The organism is Janthinobacterium sp. P210005, assembly GCF_036231865.1.
GTDB lineage: Bacteria > Pseudomonadota > Gammaproteobacteria > Burkholderiales > Burkholderiaceae_D > Janthinobacterium > Janthinobacterium kumbetense.
Window position 1 is genome coordinate 565,665 of record NZ_JAZARC010000001.1, and the last position, 18,887, is coordinate 584,551.

Consider the following 18,887-nt stretch of genomic DNA (forward strand, 5'->3'; position numbering starts at 1 on the left):
GCGGCGGCTACACTGTCGCCATTATTTATTTTGCATTAGCTATTTTGCCATGACACCCCAGCATCTTGTTCACCGCGGCATCCGCATCGCCACCCTGGCCGCCGGCGATACCATCGAATCCCATTGCGCACCGGGCCAGACGGTCATCCGCGAGCAGGGCGACGGCTGGTGGCTGTACTTTGTCGACGAGGATGGCAAGGTCGACGGCTATGACAGCCCGTTCGCCAGCCATGCCGAAGCGCTGTGGGCGGCCAAGGCCGCAGCCGAGTTCAGCGCGCAATGAAGGCCAGTCCCTGGGCTTTCCTGGGCTTGCCGCAAGCGCCCGTACCGGAAGCGGAAAGCGCGGACTACGGCGCCTGCCGCGCCGAGCTGCACGGCAAGCGCCTGGTCTTGCGCGTGGCGAAAACCACGCCGACGAAAATCGGCCAGTTCGTCACCGTCTGGAAGCGCCCCCATCCCGACGCCGACATCGCCCCGCTGGATGAAGCGGACCCCGTCGACATCGTCATCATCGCCGTGGCTGACGACGTTGGCGACGGTGCGCGGCACGGCTTTTTCATCTTCCCGCGCAGCGTGCTGATCGAGCGCGGCGTGATGTCGCGCGCCGCCCAGGGCGGCAAGCGTGCGCTGCGCGTGTATCCGCCGTGGTGCGCGCCGGAGTCCATCCAGGCGCAGCGCACGCAGCGCTGGCAGGCGGCGTGGTTTGTGACGGCGGGGGAGCAGCAAAGGCTGGAACAGCTGCTCGGGCCGTGATTGTTTCCATTCACCTTAGAATTTATCTGCGCCTTGCCGCTGTGATATAAGGGATTGAGAAATCTCTTTTTATCAGGATGGTAATTAAATCTTTGCTGAGGTATGGTAATCGTCCGCTGGCGGCCAGGAGCGGGCAGTTGTGTGCGTTTGTTCCCTCCTATAAAGAGACCTTTGCCATTATTGCTCCTACATGCCCACATTACAACTTACTAGATATGCTGGATCACGATGCTTATGAATTGGATGAAAGAGGACTACCAAGTTTCTACTGACGACGGATTGTTACAGCCCGACGTGATATATGAGAATCTCAGCCGCAGCACTTGGGCTCGTGGAATTGACGAGGAGACTGTGGCTAACGCGGTCAAGAATAGTCTCAATTTTGGTCTTTACCATAGAGGCCGGCAGATCGGATATGCCCGGTTAATTACCGATTACGCTACTTTTGCCTACATGGCGGACGTTTTCGTGATTGAAGAATATCGTGGCAAGGGACTTGGCCGCTGGCTTGTCGAGTGCATGCTGAGCTATCCTGGCGTCGACCGCTACCGGCGACTGCTTCTAGCGACTACGACTGCCGATTGGTTGTATGAGAAGCTTGGCTTCTCAACGCCGGAAAATCCCAAATTATTCTTGCAGATTAACCGACCGGCCATCTACGAGAAGTAGACAAGGATCGATGACCGGCAGCCCCACGGTCTTTTACGCGGTCTTTTAATTGCTGGGCCCGCCGGCTCAGCTACAAGTCAGGTTGCGACATGGAGTATTCGTATTCACGCTTGATCATTGCGGCTGGCTTGGCTTGTTCAGTCATGGGCATGGCTGCTATTCAACAGATGCGCCTTGCTCGCCCGCTCCGTAAAGCGACGTACTTTCTGCTGAAATTGGCGGCGTTGATCTGGCTGGTGAGCGGCCCATTTGTCGGAACATTCTACAGTCACGGATTCGATGTGGCGTGGTACATGTTTGGTGCCGCCGTGAGTCTGGCCGGATGTGTCGTTGCCGGCATTGTGCTGCTTGCGTGGGCGGCTTTCACACGGAAAAGGCCAAGTTGAATGTGGAATTTTTTTAAGCGTAAAAATACGCCAGAATTGCCTATCCCGCCTCAGATTGTGGCGCAGGTTGAAGGTGAGATAAGTCAAAATAGGTCTGCAGAAAAAAATAAAATATCCTTCTTGTGCGCTGAAAAAATTCTTGCGTGTTTTGAACATTCCCAGGGACTTCTGACACCTGACAGCGAGAGTGAACTCGACTCGCCGCGGGTACGCCAACAACTCTACAAAATTCTGCTGGAGCGGCCACTCGCGCCATACTCCACGCTAATTCGACAAGTCTTCGAGAAGGAAGTGCAGTATAGAATTGCGCTTTGGGATGGGACAATTAAGGATGATGGTGATTCTTACGAAGGAATTTATCGTTGTGCCTTCTTGCTTTATCGCCTCGGCAGCACAAGCGATATCCATAGCCTTTGGGTAGCAAAGCATATAAATATGGATGTCGGAACATCAATGGGCGTGGAATTTTTTATTGGGGCGGGATTTCAAGCGACAGTTTCATATTTGGCAGAATCGAACTTGCAGGATGCGGATGAAATATCCTCTTACGTAGCTGGCTGGTTCGATCAGGACGATTCAGAAAAATGGCAAAAGCACTGGGAGCTAAGTATGGTGCAGAATATTTCAAGTACCGGCGATGCGTGAAGGCCCGCAACGGCGCAGAACCTGCCAACGGCGGCAAGCAGCCGGAATTCGTCGCGCCAGCAAACGCGGGCCGCAATTCATCCGGGAAAATGACCGTCCATGACTGATATTTGACGGCCTGTCGCAATCCCGCATGGCGGCAGGGTGCGCTGACGTATCGTCAACGTTTCCTTCCTGGCATCCGTCCATCACCGTTGAAAGAATCGTTCATGCGAGTTCATCCCCTGGCACTGCTCCTTCCCCTGTTGTTTGCAAGTGGCGCCCGGGCGGATGCATTGGACGACATCGTCAAGGCCGAAATGACGATGCGGCAAATCCCCGGACTGTCGCTGGCCATCATCGAGAACGGCAAAATTGTCAGGGCGCAAGGGTACGGTGTCACGGAAAAAGGCGGCAAGACGCCGGTCGGCCCGCACACGCTGTTCCAGGCCGGGTCGGTCAGCAAGCCGGTAGCCGCGCTGGGGGCGCTGCACCTGGTAGAGCAGGGCAAGCTTGGCCTTGACGAAGACGTCAATCCCCGGCTGCTCACGTGGAAGTTGCCGGACAGCGCCCTGACGGCCGAACAGAAGGTGACCTTGCGCAGGCTGCTCAGCCATAACGCGGGGCTGACCGTGCACGGCTTCCCCGGCTACGCCAGCAATGCGCCGCTGCCCACCGTGGTCCAGGTGCTGAACGGCGAGCAACCGGCAAATACCGCACCCATCCGCGTTGACATGGTTCCAGGCAGCAAGGTGCGTTACTCCGGTGGCGGCTATACCGTCATGCAACAAATGGTGGCCGACGTGAGCGGCCAGGCGTATCCCGACTACATGCGCGACGCGGTCCTCACGCCCTTGGGCATGCACGAGAGCTCCTATGTGCAGCCGCCGCCGGCCGAGCGCGCGCGCCTGAATGCCAGCGGTCACCTTGCCGACCGCAGCCTGGTGGCGGGACGCTGGCATGTGTATCCGGAAATGGCGGCGGCCGGCTTATGGACCAACGCGTCGGACCTGGCGCGCTTCGCCATCGGCGTGCAGCAATCGCTGGCCGGCACGTCGAATCCGGTCATCTCGGCAGCCTTGACGCAACAGATGCTGACCGCGCAAATAGAGAACGCGGGCCTGGGCGTCTTCCTGCACGGCAGCGGCAGCGCGCAACGCTTCTCGCACGGCGGGCGTGACGAAGGCTTCGACACCTTGTTGACGGCATTTTCCCGCACGGGCCAGGGCGCCGTGATCATGATTAACGCGAATGACAATTCCCGCATGATGGACCGCCTGACCGACGCCATCGGCCGCGTCTATCGCTGGCCGGATGCCGATTACGCCGTGTTGCGCAAGCACCCAGTCATCAGGATCGATGCCAGGGCGCTCAGCCGCTACACGGGCCGCTACGAGTTGGCGAACAACACGATAGGTACCTTCGATGTGCAGGGTGGCCAGCTGCGCAGCATTTACGATGGCTTGCCGGACGAAACTTTCGTGCCTGTCGGCGCGCACCGTTTCCATTCGACGTCGCGCAATTGCGAACTGGCGTTCGCCGTCGATGCACAGGGCGAGGTGACAGGCGTCGTCGTGACGACCAAGGACAAAGCCAGCACGGCGCCGCGCATCGGCCCGCTGATGCACACTTTGAAAGCGCGCACCGACCCCAAGCCTGCGCGTACCCGGAGTGTGCAGGCCTTGCTGGCCGACATTGCGCGTGGCGGCAGCGCCCTGGCCAATTCGGATTTTGCGACATCTGGCATCAAGAACAACTTTGGCACGCAGGCGATTGGCGAACTCGTCAATGTTAAGTCGCTCACTTTTTTGCACGAGCAAGCTGTTGCAGGCCGCGCGATCGAACGGCATGGCAGCAAGGTGGACAGCGTCCTTGCCTACCGCGTCAGCGGCATCCAGCCGGAGCGCACGCTGCTGGTTTACCTGACGGCGGACGGCTTGTTTTCCGACTTCGATCTGGTGGACGACTGAACGCTGCGGTCGAGCACGGCGTTTCCCTGGAAATAAACAACTAACCGACAATTTCCCATGAAAAATTCCGATACGGACAACAAGACGCTGCTGCCATTAAAAGCAGTGGCGTTTTCTTTCTTGCTGATGGCATCCGCCTTAGTGCATGCCCAGGCCGGCGATCATGCCCATGCGGAAAAGGCCGATGATTACTCCGCCAAAATTGACAAGCTGGTACAGGCGACCAGTCCAAGAAGTTTTAATGGCGTCATTCTCATCACGAAAAATGGAAAAACAAAATACTCCAAAGCCTATGGCTATGCGGATTTTGAAAACAAGATACCGTTAAGGCCGGACGATAATTTCAGGATCATGTCGAACAGCAAGCAAATGACGGCCGTGCTGATTTTAAGGGAAGTTGAAAAAGGCAAGATAGACTTGCACAGTCCCGTGAGACGATACTTGCCCGACTTGCCGCAAACCTGGGCCGATCAAGTGACCGTGCATCAATTGCTCAACTTTTCGGCGGGAATCACTGAAATCGACCAGCCACTGAGCTTCAAGCCCGGGACGGATTTTCTGTATGGCGTGACAACGTATGCCATGCTGGGTCAAATTTTTGAAAAAGTCAGCGGGAAAACGTATATCGAGGCAGCAAATGACTTGTTCAAGGAACTGGGAATGAAGAACAGTTTTTGCTATGAGGAAGATAAGAATAATAAGGTCATCAATGGCTATGTGAACACGGAAAATGTATTCGCGCTGAAGGCGCATCCCGTGCAGGGAAAAGACTGGATCGGCTTCATCCCGGCCGGCGGCATTGTTTCAAATGCAAAAGATTTGACGATCTGGGATGAAAATCTGCATCGGGGCAGAATGTTAAAACCGGAAACCTATCAGCGGATGACGAGTTACGACATATCCAGCCAGCATGTCGCTTTTGGCGATGGAAAGAACGGTTATGGTTACGGCGTTTATGTGAGCGATACAACGCCCATCAAATATATAGGCCACTCGGGAAAAGGCCTGGGCTTTGCATCGATTAAAGTGTATTTTCCTGAAAAAGACGTCGATGTGGTCGTGTTGGAAAATCAATATAGCGAGGATAGCGGCCTTCATTACTATTTTGAAGTAAAAATAAGGGAAATAGTGATGAATAGCAATCTTTTAAGATAGAAGGCCCGATTTGCTTCAGGAATATATGGAAGAACACCGCATCTGCGCGATTTGCGGTTTATGTGGTTCCTCCAGCGTCACTGTTTGCGCCTGCTGTGGCCTCGCTTTCGCTAGCATGGCCCGCTTGTCGCGCCGGATGAAGTCATCGACAATATGGCATGCCAATCAAGATATCGCCTAAAAAAATTCTGCTGTGCCTGCTCATCCTCAGCCCGGCCTGGTATGTCGCCGCATGCTGCGTGTTTTCCAACAGCCGCAAGGCGGCGTTCTATCAAATCCAGACGGGCGATACGCGGCAAGCGGTGCTTGACCGCTTCGGCGCGCCGACGCATGTCGAGCGTGCGGGAGTCTCTTTCAAACAGTATTCCACCACGCCATGCGCGGCGCCTTGCGTCGAGCGGCTGTGGTTCGAGAACCGCTTGAACACGGAACTGGAGGTATGGTCCTTAGAACTGGACCGGCATGGTCGCGTGGTGGGGAAGAATTATCTGATGTCGTCGTAGGCCGCCTGGCTAGGCGACTTTGCTGAGCACATAGCGGTACTTGCCCGACGCCTCCGCCGCGATTTCGTCGACTTCCTCGATAACGACATCCACTTGCGCGCCCAGCCTGGCCTGGAAGCCGGTGACGATGGCGGCGCGGGTGGCGTCGTCCAGGCGCGGCTGGCAGACCAGCAGCACGCGCGTGCGCAGCAGGGTTTCCTGGATGATCTTGAAGCTGCGCACCTGCGGCAGTTCGCGCACGATGTAGACGAGGGCCAGGCCGTGCATGACGGTGCCGTCCACGGCGGTGAGGAAATCCGTGCTGCGCCCTTCGATTTTCTGCAGCAGGGGCAGGCCGCGGCCGCAGGCGCACGGCTGCGTGCCCAGCGCGCCCATGTCGCCCGTGGCGTAGCGGATGAACGGGTAGTCTTGCGTGGCCAGGTGGGTGACGACGATTTCGCCCGTCACTCCCGGCGGCAGCGGCTGGCCCTGGCCATCAAGGATTTCCACGATCACGTCTTCGGCCGTGATGTGCATGCCGCCGTCCGGGCATTCGTGGGCGATGAAGCCCGCGTCGCGCCCGCCGTAGCCGTTGGCCACGGGGCAGCCGAAGGCGGCGGCGATCTGCGCGCGCTGCTCGTCGTACAGGCGTTCGGCCGTGACAAAGGCCACTTTCACGCCCAGGCCGTCGAGCGGCAGGTCGCGCGCGCCGGCGTGGCTGGCGATGCGGCACAGGGCCGATGGATAGCCGAACAGCATGCGCGGACGCCAGCGGCGCAACTGCCGCACGTAGCCGTCGAGGCGGTCGGGCGACATGGCAAACGCGGGCAGCAGGGTGGTGCGCAGCAGCGCGTCGCGCAGGCGGCGCACGCGGTCTTGCGCATGCAGTTCGATGGGCGAACCCCACAACACGGCTTCGCGGTCGCCGATGTCGACGCCCCACCAGCGCGTGGCGCGCCACTTGGCGGCGATGTCGTGGCTGACCCTGCGCCGTCCCAGGAAAAACTGCAGCGGCTCGCCGCTGGATCCGCCCGTGGCGAACGGGCGCAAGCCCACGGCGCGGGCGGACTTGAAACTGTCGCGCGCAGCCGCGATGTCGCGCTTGCGCAGCAGCGGCAGGCGCGCCAGATCGGCCAGCTGCCGCACCTGTTCCGGGTCGAATCCGCTGCGGGCGAACAGGGCGCGGTAATGCGGCACGTGCGCGCCCGCGTGGCGCAGCAGCGCGCGCAGGCGCGCCAGCTGCCACGCTTCCAGCTGCTGCGCGCTCCACCACTGCGAGCGTTCCAGGCGGCGCAGCAGGCGCGCGCTGTGGTGGCCCTTCAACCATTCGTGCAGGGGAAACAGCCAGCGGGCGACGCAGCGCGTGTAGGCGCCGGGGCGCGGCGCGGCGCGGATGCGGCGGTAATGGGCGGCCAGCCTGGGCGCGACGCCGGGCCAGCCGAAGGTGGCGGCGTGCGCCAGGCCCGCGTCTGCCATGGCCCGCGCGCGGGGCGGGTCGCGCAGCAGCGTCACGATGGCTTGCGCCATGGCGGCCGGCTCGCCGGGCGGCACCAGCAGCGCCGTCACGCCATCGTGCAGCAGGGCGGGGATGCCGCCCACGTTGGTGCTGACGACCGGCACGCCGCAAGCCAGCGCTTCAAGCACGGAATTGGGCATGTTGTCGGCCAGGCTGGGATTGAGGACGATGTCGCTGGCCTGGTACAGGGCCGGCATGGCGGCGTTGTCGACGGGGCCGGCGAAGCGTACGGCATCGAGAACGCCGAGCGACCTGGCCAGGCGCGCCAGCGCCGCGCGCTGCGGCCCGCCGCCGGCCAGCACCAGGCGCGCCGTGGGGTAGCGTTGACGCACGATGGCGAAGGCGCGCACGGCGCTGGCGTTGTCGTACAGGCTTTCCAGGTGGCGCGCCACGAGGATGCACGGGCCATCGGCCGATGCCGGCGCGGCACGTGCGGCGTGGGTAAAACGCTGCAAGTCCACCACGTTCGGCACGATGTGGGCCGTATGGCCATGGCGCTCGAAGACGCCGGCCAGGTAGGCCGAGGGCACGACGATGGCGCTGGCGCGGCGCAGGCTGAAGGCCACCAGGCGCGGCGAGCGGGCGAAAAAAGCGGCCGCTTCGCCACCCCGGTAATTGAGCAGGGCCGGCTTGCCTTTCAGGCTGGCGATCCACAGCGCGGGCGCGGCCTGCAAATGCCAGGACCAGCCGGAATTGGCCATGATGTGGAACAGGTCGACCGTATTGGCGGCGCGCCACAACCGCCACAGGTGCACGGGCAGGCGCAGCGCGGCGCGCAGGTAGCGGATGCGCGCCAGCCAGGGCGGCAGCAGGGGGCCGTTGACGGCCAGCAGCTGCACTTGCGCGCCATCGTCGCGCAGCTTGCGCGCCAGTTGCGCCGTCTGATTCGCCATGCCGCCGGCCGGCGGCGGCAGCGGGCCGACCAGCGCGATGCGCAGGCCCGTGAAGATCATGGCATCGCTCCCGCCGCCACGCGCGCCGCGGCCGCGCGCGCATACACGGGCGCGTAGCGGCCCACGCTGGCGTCCCAGCTGCGCTCCGTCTCGACGAAGGCGCGCGCCTGGCGCCGCAGCGCCGGCCAGCTGGCAGGCGCCAGCAGCAGGGCCAGTATGGCGTGTGCCAGCGCGTCGGCGTCGCCGGCGCGAAACAGCATGCCCGTCTTGCCATGCTCGATCAGTTCGCGGTGGCCGCCCACGTCGGACGCCACCACGAGGCGGCCCTGGGCCATCGCCTCGAGCGGTTTCAAGGGCGTCACCAGCTCCGTCAGGCGCATCGGCAGGCGCGGGTACACGCAGATGTCGATCAACTGATAATACGTGGCCACCTGCGCATGCGGCACCCTGCCGGCGAAGACCACGGCGTGGGCGATGCCCAATTGGGCCGCCAGCGCGTGCAGCGCCGCTTCCTGCGGGCCGCCGCCGGCCAGCAGCAGCCGCAACGCCGGCTGCGCCGCCAGCAGGCGCGGCATGGCGCGCAGCAGCAGGTCCAGTCCCTCGTAGGCGTAAAACGAACCGATGAAGCCGATCGTCAGGTGGCCATGCAGGCCCAGCTTGTGCGCCAGCCAATGGTCTTCGGCGGCGGTGGCGCTGAAGGCGGCCGCATCGACGGCGTTCGGGATGACCGTGATTTTATGCGCGGGCACGCCGCGCGCGCACAGCTCGCGCCGCAAGCCGTCGCAGATGGTGGTGACGGCGTCGGCGCGGCGCAGCGCGTAGGTTTCCAGTGCCCGCGTGAGGCGGTAGCGCAGGCCGCCGGGCCGGCTGCTGCCATGGTCGGCGGCCGCGTCTTCCCAGAAGGCGCGCACTTCATATACGACGGGGATGCCCAACGCGCGGCCCGCGTTGAGGGCGGCGATGGCGTTCAGGGCGGGCGAATGCGCGTGCAGGATGTCGGGCTTGAGCCGCCGCGCCAGCCGGCGCAGGCGCACGGCCAGGCCGGTGATGACGGCCACCTGCCGCAGCACGGGCAGGCGCGCCCACCAGCGCGCATCGGGCGCCGTGCGGTAAAAATGCCAGCCGTCGACCAGCTGTTGCGCGCCATCCGTCGGCCCCTGCTTGGCACTGGTGAGCTGCATCGTGTGCCAGCCCAGCGCGCGCTGCTGCCGCAGGATGGCCAGGGTGCGGAAGGTGTAGCCGCTGTGCAGGGGCAGCGAGTGGTCGAGGATGTGCAGGATGCGCATGGATCTACTCCATTGCCATGGCCGGCGCGGGTGCCGGCGCCTGGCGTCCATCGACGGGCAATACCTGGCGCAGGAAGGCCTCGAACATCAGCAGCGCCCACAGGGGTGCGCTGTAGTCGCGCCGGCCGCTCGCATGCTGTTCCAGCAGCAGGTGCACGTAATCCATGTCGAACAGGCCGCACTGCGCCAGAGTGGGGCCCAGCAGCCGCTGTTGCAGGCGCTGGCGCAACGGGCCGCGCAGCCAGTCGGCCAGCGGCACGGAAAAGCCCATCTTCTGGCGGTACAGCAGGGCGTCGGGCAGCAGCGGGCGCAGGGCTTTTTTCAGCAGGTACTTGCCTACGCCGCGCCGCAGCTTGAACTGCGGCGGCAGGCCGGACATCCACGCCACCAGTTCATGGTCGAGCAGGGGCGAGCGCACTTCCAGCGCATGCGCCATGCTGGCCCGGTCGACTTTGGTGAGGATGTCGCCGGGCAGGTAGGTCTTCAAGTCCAGGTACTGCACCTGCGACAGCGGGTCTTGCGCGGGACTGGCCAGCGCGTGGCGGCGCAGCACTTCCACGGCGCGGTAGCCGTGCAGGCTGCGCCGCAGCTCGGGACTGAACAGGCGCGCGCGCATGGCGTCGCCCAGCAGGCTGACGCCGTGAAAATACGCGTCCGTCGTGTCGCGCGCCAGGCCTTCGAACGTGGTCTTGGCGCGCAGGAAGCGGGGTGCCCAGTCGGCCTTCGGGTACCACCGCCCCAGGGTGCCGAACAGCGACTGGCGCAAACCGGCCGGCAGCAGCGGGTCCATGGCCTTGCGCACCTTTTCCTCGCGCGTGTGCAGGCGGTAGCGCCGGTAGCCGGCCAGGCTTTCATCGCCGCCGTCGCCCGACAGGGCCACCGTGACCCGCTGGCGCGCCAACTGGCAGACGCGGTAGGTCGGCATGGCGGAACTGTCGGCGAACGGTTCGTCGTACAGGTTGGCCAGCAGGTCGATCAGTTCGAAGTCGTCCTGCTCGACCTGGCGCGCATGGTGCGCCGTGGCGTAGCGGCGCGCCACCAGATCGGCGTAGCGCGCTTCGTTGTAGGCCGGGTCGCCGAACGAGATGGAGCAGGTGTTGACGGGCGTGCTGCTGGCCCCCGCCATCAGCGCTACGACGGCGCTCGAATCGACGCCGCCCGACAGGAAGGCGCCCAGCGGCACTTCGGCCACCATGCGGATGCGCACGGCTTCGCGCAGGCGCGCCAGCAGCTCGTCGGCCGCCTGCGCTTCGCTGGCGGGCGGGTTCGGCGTGAACGGAACGTCCCAGTACGGCTGCGGCGCGGGCAGCGGTTGGCCGGCGCGGATGGACAGCGTGTGCCCGGGCGGCAGCTTGCGCGCGTGCTGGAAGATGCTGCGCGGCTCGGGCACGTAACCGTAGGCGAAATACTCTTCCACGGCCAGCGGGTCGAGCGCGCGCGGCATGGCCGGATGCGCGAGCAAGGCCTTGAGTTCGGAGCCGAACAGCAGGGTGCCGTCGTCCGCCTCGCCGTAGTACAGGGGTTTCACGCCCAGGCGGTCGCGCGCCAGGAACAGCAGGTGGCGCCGGCGGTCCCACAGGGCGAAGGCGAACATGCCGCGCAGGCGCTGCACGCATTGCTCTCCCCATTGTTCCCACGCGTGGACGATGACTTCCGTGTCGCTGCTGGTGCGGAACGGGTGGCCGAACTGGCGCAGTTCCGCCATCAGGCTGCGATAGTTATAGATTTCGCCATTGAAGACGATGGCGATGCTGCGGTCGGCGTTGAACAGCGGCTGCTGGCCGCTGGCCAGGTCGATCACGGACAGGCGCCGGTGCGCCAGGCCCAGTCCCGGCTCGCGGTGCAATCCCCCTTCGTCCGGCCCACGATGGCGCAGGCTGTGGTTCATGCGCGCCAGCAGCAGCACGTCGATGTCGCGCTGGCCCTGCAAATCAAAGATGCCGCTGATGCCGCACATGGGAGGCCTTTCAGGGAGTGGTGGACAGGGGGGAGGGCTGGCGCGCGCCCGTCAGGCGGTCGTACACGGCCAGGTAGGCGCCGGCCATGGCGGGCAGGCTGTGCTCGGCCAGCACCTGGCGCCGCCCGCGCGCGCCGTGGCGCGGACCCAGTTCGGGCATGCTGTAATAGTCGAGCATGGCGTCGGCCAGCATCTCGGGCGATCCGGGCGGCACCAGGGTGCCGCTCCAGCCCGACTGCACCAGTTCCGCATTGCCGCCCACCTGCGTGGCGACGATGGGCAGTCCCGTCGCCATCGCTTCGAGGATGGTGTTCGAGCTGCCTTCGGCCAGCGACGGCAGCACGAACAGGTCCATGGCGCGCAGCAGCTGCGCCACGTCGTCGCGCGCGCCGGGCAGCCAGGCCAGGTGCGCCACGCCGGACTGGCGCAGCAAGTCCAGGCACGCCTGGCGGCACGGCCCGTCGCCGACGATGATCAGGCGCAGGCGCGCGCGGGCGCCCGGCTGCGCCAGCAACAGCAAAAAGGCGTGCACCAGCGAGGCGTGGTCCTTGACGGCCGCCATGCGGCCCACGCTGCCGATGACGAAGGCGCCGTTGCACAGGAAGCCGGGCGGACCCACGGCGGCCGGCGGGCCCAGGCGCGGATGGAATTGCACGCTGTCGACGCCATTGCCGATGTGCGACACTTGCGCGGGCGCCGCGCCGATGGCGTCCACCAGCCATTGCCCCAGGTCGGCGCTGACGGCGATGAAGTGCTGCACCAGCGGCAGCATGCATTTGCGCAACAGCCGGTATTTGCGGCGGGTGCCGTGCAAGTCGCTCATGTCGCGCCCGTGTTCGCCATGCACGCGCAGGCGCACGCCGGCCAGGCAGGCCAGCAATTGTGCTTCGAGGCAACCCAGGTTGCGCGTGTGCACCAGCGTCGGGCGCAGCTGTTTCAGCACGCGGTACAGGTGCAGGTAGTGGCGCCAGTCCTTGCCCTCGCGCTTGTCCAGGCTGATGATGTCGACACCGGGCGTGGTCAGGCGCTGGCGAAACGCGGTGGCGTTCTTCAGGCAGACGATGGCGTGCCGGTAGCGTTCCGGCGGCAAATGGTTGATCAGGTTCACCAGGCCGTTTTCCAGCCCGCCCACGTCGAGCTGGTGGATCACGTGCACGATCAGCGGGGCCGTGCTGGCCGCCGGCGCGCGGCCCGTGTCGGTGTCAAGGGCCATGCGGCAACTCCTGCAAGCGTTGTTCGATGACGGGCAGCGCCGCCCGCAGGAAGGCTTGCAGGTGCGCGCGCGGCGGCGGCGCCAGCTCGTCGTAGGCGGCAAAGACGATGAGGTCGGCGCCATCCTGGCGCCTGCCCAGCAGCTTGGCTTGCGCCAGCAGCAGTTTCACCAGCACGGGCCGGGCCGTAACGACGCCACCCTGGCGGTAGACGCGCCACACCAGCAGGCGCTCGCCGCCGTGGGCCAGCACGCTTTCGCGCACGTCCAGGGTGCCGCCGGGCAAGCCGACCTGCCGCACGCGCTGCGCCAGGGCCGTCCAGCGCGCGCCGTAGGGCGACGATAGATGTGTCAGCAATTCGGCATCGCGCACCTGGCGCGCATACCAGCGCAGTTGCAGTCCCACCGGTGCGCCGTCGCCGTCCTGGCGCGCATACGTGGCGGCAAACAGCGCGGGCTTGCCCGCATACGGCGCTTGCCAGTCGATACTCCCCGCTGCCGCATCGTGCAGGCGGCGCCAGGCGGGCGGATCGGGCAAGGCCAGCACGATGGCGGGCAGCGCGGCGCCGTCGTCGCGGTGGCTGGCCAGCGCCAGGGCGGGCCACAGGGCCGCCAGCAGCAGGCAGGCGGCGCTGGCGCGCACGACGGCGCGCGGGCTGGCCGCGCCGGCGCCGGGGCGGACGGACGGGGTTGGCAAGGCGGGCGGCAAAGTCGGCGCCAGCGGCAGTTCGCGCCAGCGCGCGGCCAGCCAGAACAGCAGCAGCGCCACCAGGCCGAAGAACAGCCAGCCGTAGATCAGGTGGTCGACGCCCACGGCCAGGCGCATGTTGCTCAGGTGGCCCAGCATCACGATCATATAGGCGCGCACGCCATTGGCGAGGATGGGCACGAGCAGCGCGGCGGCCATGACGGCCAGGCGCCGCCGCGTGCTGCGGAAGTTGACATGCGCGAACAGGGCGCCCAGGGCCAGCGCGGCGATCAGGTAGCGCAAGCCGCTGCACGCTTCCACCACTGACCAGTTCCCGGTGGGCAAAGAAAAATTGCTGCCATCGCGAAACACGGGTACGCCCGTCCATTGCAGCGCGGTGACGGTGAAGGCGGCCGTGAAGTCGATCAGCGGTTCGAGGAAGACTTCGCCAAACGGCACGGCGAGAAACAGATACGCGAGGGGAAAGGCCAGCAGGCGCACGGCCGGCCAGCCGAGGATGGCCAGCACGCAGGCGGGCAGCATGGCCGTGGCCGCATATTGTTCCACCACGGGCACGTTGGCGGCGTCGGCCAGCAGCCAGGCCAGGCCCAGCGCGCCCAGCAGCAGCAAGCCCGGCCGCGACGGCTGGGGCGCCAGCGCCGCCAGGCGCGCGCGCAGGCGCCAGGCCAGCCAGCAACTGATGGGCACGATCAAGAAGCCGTGCGCGAAGGTTTGCGAGCGCGACCACAGTTCCAGCATCGACCAGAAGGTGGCGTGGTACAGCAGCACGACGGCGGCCAGGGCCAGCAGCAGGAGCGGCAGGGCATGCCGCTGGCCATGCCCGTCCGGCCGGACGGCCGCATCGGGCAAGCAGGCCACCGGGTCGAGTTGCACGCTCATGTGGAGGGTTCCCGCACGGGCAGCACGGGCGCGGCGGCGCCGCCGGCCGGCGTATTCGACCCGGCCTCGGCCGATATGCCCAGCATGGCGCCCAGGCCGCGCAGGTTGCGCTCCCAGTCGTAATCCTGCAAGACCAGCTGGCGCGCCGCCGCGCCCATGGCCGCGCCGCTCGCTTCGGCCGCACCGTCCTGGGCATGGCGCAGCACGCGCGCGGCATGGTGGATGAATTCGGCCTCGTCGCGCGCCAGCAGCAGTTCCAGGCCTGGCTGGGCGGCGATGCCTTCCAGCGCCTGCGGCGTGGCCAGCACGATCTTGCCCATCGCCATCGCTTCCAGCACCTTGTTCTGCACGCCGCGGGCGATGCGCAGGGGCGCCACGGCCAGGGCCGCGCCCGCCAGGTAGGGGCGGATGTCGGGCACCTTGCCCGTCACCACCACGCCAGGAATCCTGGCCAGCGCCGTCACGGCGGGCACGGGCGCGCTGCCGACGATATAGAACTGCAACCGGGGAAACTCGCGCCGCAGGGCGGGCCAGACGTGGCGCACGAACCATTGCACGGCGTCGATATTCGGCCAGTAATCCATGGCGCCCGTAAATACCAGCGCCTGCACGCCGGCCGGATACACGCTGGCCCGGCCCGGCTGGGGCGTGAAATACGCCGTGTCGACGCCGTTGTTGAAGTATCCCGTCTTGCGCCGCGCCATCGGCGCGCACTGGCGGAACAGGGCCGCCTCGGCCGGCGAAACGAAGCTGGCGGCCGTGAATTGCTGGGCGATATGGCGTTCGTACTGCAGCAGCAGCTGCGCTTCGCGCCGGTACAGCAGCGACATGGGCCAGGGTTTGCTGTCGCCGTACTGGCGCCACTTGTCGGAATCGACGTCGACGAAATCGATGACGCGGTGCAGGGCGCGGCCCGCGCTGCCGTCGATGTATTGCGCCATGGGCCCGGAAAAGGCCAGCGCATGGCGCACCTTGCCGCCGGACAGCAAGCCGTCGACCCATTGCAGCAGCCGCGCATCGCGGTAATAGTGCACGCTCATGGCTTGCCGCGACAGCAGCGCCTGCATGGCGCGCCAGCGGGCCGTGCCGCGCTGCAAGCCGATGAAGCGCGTGCTGGCGCACAGGGCGGCCACGCTTTTGGCGTGCCGCCAGTCGTCGTCATCGTCGATGAAGCAGCCCAGGTGCACGCGGAAATGCCGGCTCAGGTATTGCAGCATGTGCCACGAACGTATCTTGTCGCCCTTGTTGGGTGGATACGGCAGGCGGTGGGCGAGGAAGAGCAGTTCGCGCATGGTATGTTCCCTTGCTTAGCCCAGTTGCCGCACGATGTGCGGCCCCAGCAGGTTGGCCAGCGGCAGCGGCAGGCGGCGCCAGGCGCGGATGAACAGCGCGTATTTCGGATTCAGGGGATTGACTTCCGGCAACGCCTTGGCGCGCACGAGCCGGCAGGCATACGGCAGCGGCTGCGGCGCAAAACCCCAGTTCTTCTTGAAATCGTATGCCCCGGTGCCGAGCTTGCTGCGGCCGAAATCGAACAGGCGGCAGCCGCGTGCGCTGGCGCGGCGCATCGCTTCCCAGTACATGAAATCGTTGGCGCCCGTGCGGCGCGCCAGCACGCTGCCGCCGCCATAGTACGGCAGCACTTCGTCGCGGAAATAGAACAGCAGCACGCTCGCTTGCGCCTGCTGGCCGTGATACACGGTGAGGATCTCGCAATCGCCGCCAAACACCGTGCGCAGCAGGGCAAAGTGGCGGCGCGCGAAGACGGGCGTGCCCAGCCGGTGCACGCTGGATGCGTAGAGCGGGTAGAAACGCTCGAGGTCATAGTCGATGGCGCTGTGCAGGCCGCCCGCCATGGCCTTGCGCACGACGGCGCGCTGCTTGCGGGGGATCGCCAGCAGATTCTGTTCCGCCTCGGGGAACAAGGCGCGGCGGAAGGTGGCGTACAGGGGCTTGTGCAGCCAGGCCGCGTCCGGCTGTTGTTCCACCTCGCGCCAGCGGTATTCCAGGTGGCCCACGCCGAGGCGCCGGGCCAGCGCCAGCGCCGCGCTGTCGAGGGCCTGGCGCACGGCCGCGCCGCCGCCGGCGATGCCGCCGTACACGCAAAAGGGCAGCGAAACGAGGGACGAACCGAACAGGCGGCTGCGCACATGGGCCAGCGGCAGCACGCCGGCGATGCGCCCGTGCTGTTCCGCGTACAGGAAATGGCTGTCGTGCCGGAAACCCTGCTGCATGACGGTGTGCCAGCCGGCGCGGTGAAAGAAGGTCGCGTCCGGACACGTGTCGACGAAGGCGTCCCAGCGCGCATGTTCGTGCCCCTGCAGCGAGCGCACGGCGATGGCGGCGCTGCCATGCAGCGGGTCGGGAGGAAGGCTGGCCTCGTGCATCATGTGCTTTCCAGAAAAATACGGTCCATGCGGTCCCAGGAGAAATCGCCCGTCAGGCGCGCCAGCCGCGCTTCCATGCGCCCCAGGTTCAGGTAGTGGCGAAAGCGCGTCCTGGCGTCGAGGCCCGTCGGGCGCGGCTGGCCGGGATCGAGTTCCCAAGGATGAAAATAGAATATGCCAGCTTGCCCGTCGCGCGAATTGATGCGTCGCAAAAGCCAGCGCGACAGTGCATACGGCATCAGCCTGAAATAACCGCCGCCGCCGGCCGGCACGTTGCGCCCGCGCAGACGCACGGTGCTGACGGGCAACTCCAGCACGCCCAGCGGTCCCCGCGGGCGCCAGGCGAAGCGGGGGGCGTCCGGCATGCCGTAGTGGTCGTGGCGGATCGGGTAGATGCTGGAGCTGTAGCGGTAGCCCGCTTCCTGCAGCACGTCGAAGGCCCACAGGTTGGCCGCGCCGATGGAAAAGCTGGGCGCCCGGTAGCCGTGCACGGCCAGCCCCGTTATCTGCTCCAGGATGGTCTTGCTGTGGCGCACGTCGTCGGCGAACTGCGCGGTCGACTGGTCGCAGGCGCGCTGGTGCGCATAGCCATGGCTGGCCACTTCGTGCCCGGCGTCCGCCACGCGGCGCAGCATGGCCGGATAGCGCTCGGCGATCCAGCCCAGGGTAAAAAAGGTGGCGTGGATGCGCCGGCCTTCCAGCAGCAGCAGGATGCGCTCGATATTCGCCTCGACCCGGCATTCCAGGCGGGGCCAGTCGGCGCGCGCGATGTGCGGCGCGAAGGCGGACACCTGGAAATAGTCTTCCACGTCGATGGTCAGCGCATTGCGCAGCATGGCCGGCGGCGTCATGGCGGCCCCCGGCGCGCCGCCAGCCAGGGCGCGATGACGGCGGCGATGCGCTCGGCAGCATGGCCATCCCACAGGGGCGGAAGGCGTCCGCGCTTGCCGCCCGTGTCCAGGATGCCCCGCGCCAGCGACAACATGGCGGCCGGCTGCGTGCCGGCCAGGGTATTCGTGCCGTCGCTGACGGTGACGGGGCGCTCCGTCGTGTCGCGCAGGGTCAAGCAGGGCACGCCCAGGGCCGTGCTTTCTTCCTGCACGCCGCCCGAATCCGTCAGCACCAGGCGCGCCTCTTGCATCAGGCCCAGCATTTCCAGGTAGCCCAGCGGCGGCAGGCTGACGATGGCATGCCGCGCCAGCTGCGCTTCCAGGCCCGCCAGGCGCAGGCCGGCCAGGGTGCGCGGGTGGATGGGAAACAGCAGCGGCAGCTGGCGGGACAGCTGTCCCAGCGCCTGCAGCAGCGCTTCGAGTTGCGCCGGGTCATCCACGTTCGACGGCCGGTGCAGGGTCAACAGGCCATACGCGGGCGGGCAGGCGTGGCCGTGGGCGCGCAGGGTGGCGGCGGGCGCTACGGCGCGCGGCAACTGCTGCCGCAGGCTGTCGATCATGACGTTGCCCGTGAAGTGGATGCGTTCGGCGGCGATGCCTTCGCGCAGCAGGTTGGCGCGCGCGCCTTCCTCGCTGGTCAGCAGCAGGCTGGATAACTGGTCCGTCAGCACGCGGTTGATTTCCTCGGGCATGCGCCGGTCGCCGCTGCGCAAGCCCGCCTCGACGTGGATCACGGGCGTGCCGCGCTTGGCCGCCACCAGCGCGCACGCTAGCGTGGAATTGACGTCGCCCACCACCAGCACGGCATCGGGCGCCAGCGGCGGATGGGCGTCGAGCACGGCGTCGAAGCGGCGCATGATCTCGGCCGTCTGCTGCGCGTGGTTGCCGGAGCCGACGTCGAGGGCGATGTCGGGCGCACGCATGTCCAGGTCGATGAACAGCTGTTCGTTCATGGCCGTGTCGTAGTGCTGGCCCGTGTGCAGCAAGGTCACGCGCACGGCGGGCGCATGACGCGCCAGGGCGGCCAGGATGGGCGCCATCTTCATCAGGTTGGGGCGCGCGGCCACCACGCACAGCAGGTGCGCCGGCGCGGCGGATGACAGCGAAGGGTCGGACATGCT

General features: G+C 65.9%; 17 protein-coding genes. 8 read left to right on the top strand and 9 right to left on the bottom strand.

All coding sequences use genetic code 11. From position 1 onward, the window contains the following. Positions 1-49: 49 nt before the first annotated feature. The 8 genes from VPH40_RS02360 (at position 50) to VPH40_RS02395 (ending at position 6,060) form a co-directional block, all read left to right on the top strand. Positions 50-283, top strand: a complete 234-nt coding sequence (locus VPH40_RS02360) for a hypothetical protein (RefSeq protein WP_328572535.1) — start codon at positions 50-52, stop codon at positions 281-283. Beyond that, positions 280-753, top strand: a complete 474-nt coding sequence (locus VPH40_RS02365) for a MepB family protein (RefSeq protein ID WP_328572536.1) — start codon at positions 280-282, stop codon at positions 751-753. Before VPH40_RS02360 ends, VPH40_RS02365 begins: the two co-directional genes overlap by 4 nt. A gap of 243 nt (positions 754-996) precedes the next feature. Beyond that, complete coding sequence (locus VPH40_RS02370) at positions 997-1,422, top strand: GNAT family N-acetyltransferase (RefSeq protein WP_328572537.1); 426 nt, start codon at positions 997-999, stop codon at positions 1,420-1,422. Between the two features lie 89 nt (positions 1,423-1,511). Continuing rightward, positions 1,512-1,808: a hypothetical protein gene (locus VPH40_RS02375; RefSeq protein ID WP_328572538.1), complete on the top strand. Its 297-nt coding sequence runs from the start codon at positions 1,512-1,514 to the stop codon at positions 1,806-1,808. Next, the gene (locus tag VPH40_RS02380) at positions 1,809-2,453 is read left to right on the top strand and encodes a hypothetical protein (RefSeq protein ID WP_328572539.1); all 645 of its coding nucleotides are present in this window, start codon (positions 1,809-1,811) and stop codon (positions 2,451-2,453) included. A gap of 209 nt (positions 2,454-2,662) precedes the next feature. Then, on the top strand, positions 2,663-4,402 hold the full coding sequence (locus VPH40_RS02385; protein ID WP_328572540.1) for a serine hydrolase: 1,740 nt from the start codon (positions 2,663-2,665) through the stop codon (positions 4,400-4,402). A gap of 57 nt (positions 4,403-4,459) precedes the next feature. Next, positions 4,460-5,557: a serine hydrolase domain-containing protein gene (locus VPH40_RS02390; RefSeq protein WP_328572541.1), complete on the top strand. Its 1,098-nt coding sequence runs from the start codon at positions 4,460-4,462 to the stop codon at positions 5,555-5,557. Between the two features lie 158 nt (positions 5,558-5,715). Continuing rightward, on the top strand, positions 5,716-6,060 hold the full coding sequence (locus VPH40_RS02395; protein ID WP_099668072.1) for a hypothetical protein: 345 nt from the start codon (positions 5,716-5,718) through the stop codon (positions 6,058-6,060). A 9-nt stretch (positions 6,061-6,069) separates the two neighbouring features. On the opposite strand, the gene VPH40_RS02400 is transcribed toward VPH40_RS02395, so the two are convergent. The 9 genes from VPH40_RS02400 to wecB are packed head-to-tail and all read right to left on the bottom strand — an operon-like array spanning position 6,070 to position 18,884. Continuing rightward, positions 6,070-8,508, bottom strand: coding sequence for a glycosyltransferase (locus tag VPH40_RS02400; RefSeq protein WP_328572542.1), 2,439 nt, complete (start codon positions 8,506-8,508; stop codon positions 6,070-6,072). Beyond that, entirely contained in the window at positions 8,505-9,734 is a 1,230-nt protein-coding gene (locus VPH40_RS02405) for a TIGR04063 family PEP-CTERM/XrtA system glycosyltransferase (RefSeq protein ID WP_328572543.1), read from the bottom strand. The genes VPH40_RS02400 and VPH40_RS02405 overlap by 4 nt, the downstream gene beginning before the upstream one ends. Before the next feature lie 4 nt (positions 9,735-9,738). Further along, on the bottom strand, positions 9,739-11,691 hold the full coding sequence (locus VPH40_RS02410) for an XrtA/PEP-CTERM system amidotransferase (RefSeq protein ID WP_328572544.1): 1,953 nt from the start codon (positions 11,689-11,691) through the stop codon (positions 9,739-9,741). 10 nt (positions 11,692-11,701) lie between these two features. Continuing rightward, positions 11,702-12,904 (bottom strand): TIGR03088 family PEP-CTERM/XrtA system glycosyltransferase, encoded by a 1,203-nt coding sequence (locus tag VPH40_RS02415; protein ID WP_251348830.1) that lies wholly within the window; start codon positions 12,902-12,904, stop codon positions 11,702-11,704. Beyond that, a complete protein-coding gene (gene xrtA, locus VPH40_RS02420; RefSeq protein WP_328572545.1) occupies positions 12,894-14,489 on the bottom strand; it encodes an exosortase A in 1,596 nt (531 codons plus the stop codon). Before xrtA ends, VPH40_RS02415 begins: the two co-directional genes overlap by 11 nt. Beyond that, entirely contained in the window at positions 14,486-15,781 is a 1,296-nt protein-coding gene (locus tag VPH40_RS02425) for a TIGR03087 family PEP-CTERM/XrtA system glycosyltransferase (protein WP_328572546.1), read from the bottom strand. Before VPH40_RS02425 ends, xrtA begins: the two co-directional genes overlap by 4 nt. Before the next feature lie 15 nt (positions 15,782-15,796). Then, positions 15,797-16,876, bottom strand: a complete 1,080-nt coding sequence (locus VPH40_RS02430) for a FemAB family XrtA/PEP-CTERM system-associated protein (RefSeq protein WP_328573326.1) — start codon at positions 16,874-16,876, stop codon at positions 15,797-15,799. Beyond that, positions 16,876-17,727, bottom strand: a complete 852-nt coding sequence (locus tag VPH40_RS02435) for an XrtA system polysaccharide deacetylase (protein ID WP_328572547.1) — start codon at positions 17,725-17,727, stop codon at positions 16,876-16,878. The genes VPH40_RS02430 and VPH40_RS02435 overlap by 1 nt, the downstream gene beginning before the upstream one ends. Then, entirely contained in the window at positions 17,724-18,884 is a 1,161-nt protein-coding gene (gene wecB, locus VPH40_RS02440) for a non-hydrolyzing UDP-N-acetylglucosamine 2-epimerase (protein WP_328572548.1), read from the bottom strand. Before wecB ends, VPH40_RS02435 begins: the two co-directional genes overlap by 4 nt. Positions 18,885-18,887: the final 3 nt, after the last annotated feature.

What these genes read in the sequence shown, in the direction of transcription:
- xrtA (WP_328572545.1), bottom strand. Translation starts at nt 14,489, where the DNA reads ATGAGCGTGCAACTCGACCCGGTGGCCTGCTTGCCCGATGCGGCCGTC.
- VPH40_RS02405 (WP_328572543.1), bottom strand. Translation starts at nt 9,734, where the DNA reads ATGCGCATCCTGCACATCCTCGACCACTCGCTGCCCCTGCACAGCGGC.
- VPH40_RS02365 (WP_328572536.1), top strand. Translation starts at nt 280, where the DNA reads ATGAAGGCCAGTCCCTGGGCTTTCCTGGGCTTGCCGCAAGCGCCCGTA.
- wecB (WP_328572548.1), bottom strand. Translation starts at nt 18,884, where the DNA reads ATGTCCGACCCTTCGCTGTCATCCGCCGCGCCGGCGCACCTGCTGTGC.
- VPH40_RS02370 (WP_328572537.1), top strand. Translation starts at nt 997, where the DNA reads ATGAAAGAGGACTACCAAGTTTCTACTGACGACGGATTGTTACAGCCC.
- VPH40_RS02375 (WP_328572538.1), top strand. Translation starts at nt 1,512, where the DNA reads ATGGAGTATTCGTATTCACGCTTGATCATTGCGGCTGGCTTGGCTTGT.
- VPH40_RS02380 (WP_328572539.1), top strand. Translation starts at nt 1,809, where the DNA reads ATGTGGAATTTTTTTAAGCGTAAAAATACGCCAGAATTGCCTATCCCG.
- VPH40_RS02400 (WP_328572542.1), bottom strand. Translation starts at nt 8,508, where the DNA reads ATGATCTTCACGGGCCTGCGCATCGCGCTGGTCGGCCCGCTGCCGCCG.
- VPH40_RS02390 (WP_328572541.1), top strand. Translation starts at nt 4,460, where the DNA reads ATGAAAAATTCCGATACGGACAACAAGACGCTGCTGCCATTAAAAGCA.
- VPH40_RS02415 (WP_251348830.1), bottom strand. Translation starts at nt 12,904, where the DNA reads ATGGCCCTTGACACCGACACGGGCCGCGCGCCGGCGGCCAGCACGGCC.
- VPH40_RS02360 (WP_328572535.1), top strand. Translation starts at nt 50, where the DNA reads ATGACACCCCAGCATCTTGTTCACCGCGGCATCCGCATCGCCACCCTG.
- VPH40_RS02385 (WP_328572540.1), top strand. Translation starts at nt 2,663, where the DNA reads ATGCGAGTTCATCCCCTGGCACTGCTCCTTCCCCTGTTGTTTGCAAGT.
- VPH40_RS02395 (WP_099668072.1), top strand. Translation starts at nt 5,716, where the DNA reads ATGCCAATCAAGATATCGCCTAAAAAAATTCTGCTGTGCCTGCTCATC.
- VPH40_RS02410 (WP_328572544.1), bottom strand. Translation starts at nt 11,691, where the DNA reads ATGTGCGGCATCAGCGGCATCTTTGATTTGCAGGGCCAGCGCGACATC.
- VPH40_RS02430 (WP_328573326.1), bottom strand. Translation starts at nt 16,876, where the DNA reads ATGCACGAGGCCAGCCTTCCTCCCGACCCGCTGCATGGCAGCGCCGCC.
- VPH40_RS02425 (WP_328572546.1), bottom strand. Translation starts at nt 15,781, where the DNA reads ATGCGCGAACTGCTCTTCCTCGCCCACCGCCTGCCGTATCCACCCAAC.
- VPH40_RS02435 (WP_328572547.1), bottom strand. Translation starts at nt 17,727, where the DNA reads ATGACGCCGCCGGCCATGCTGCGCAATGCGCTGACCATCGACGTGGAA.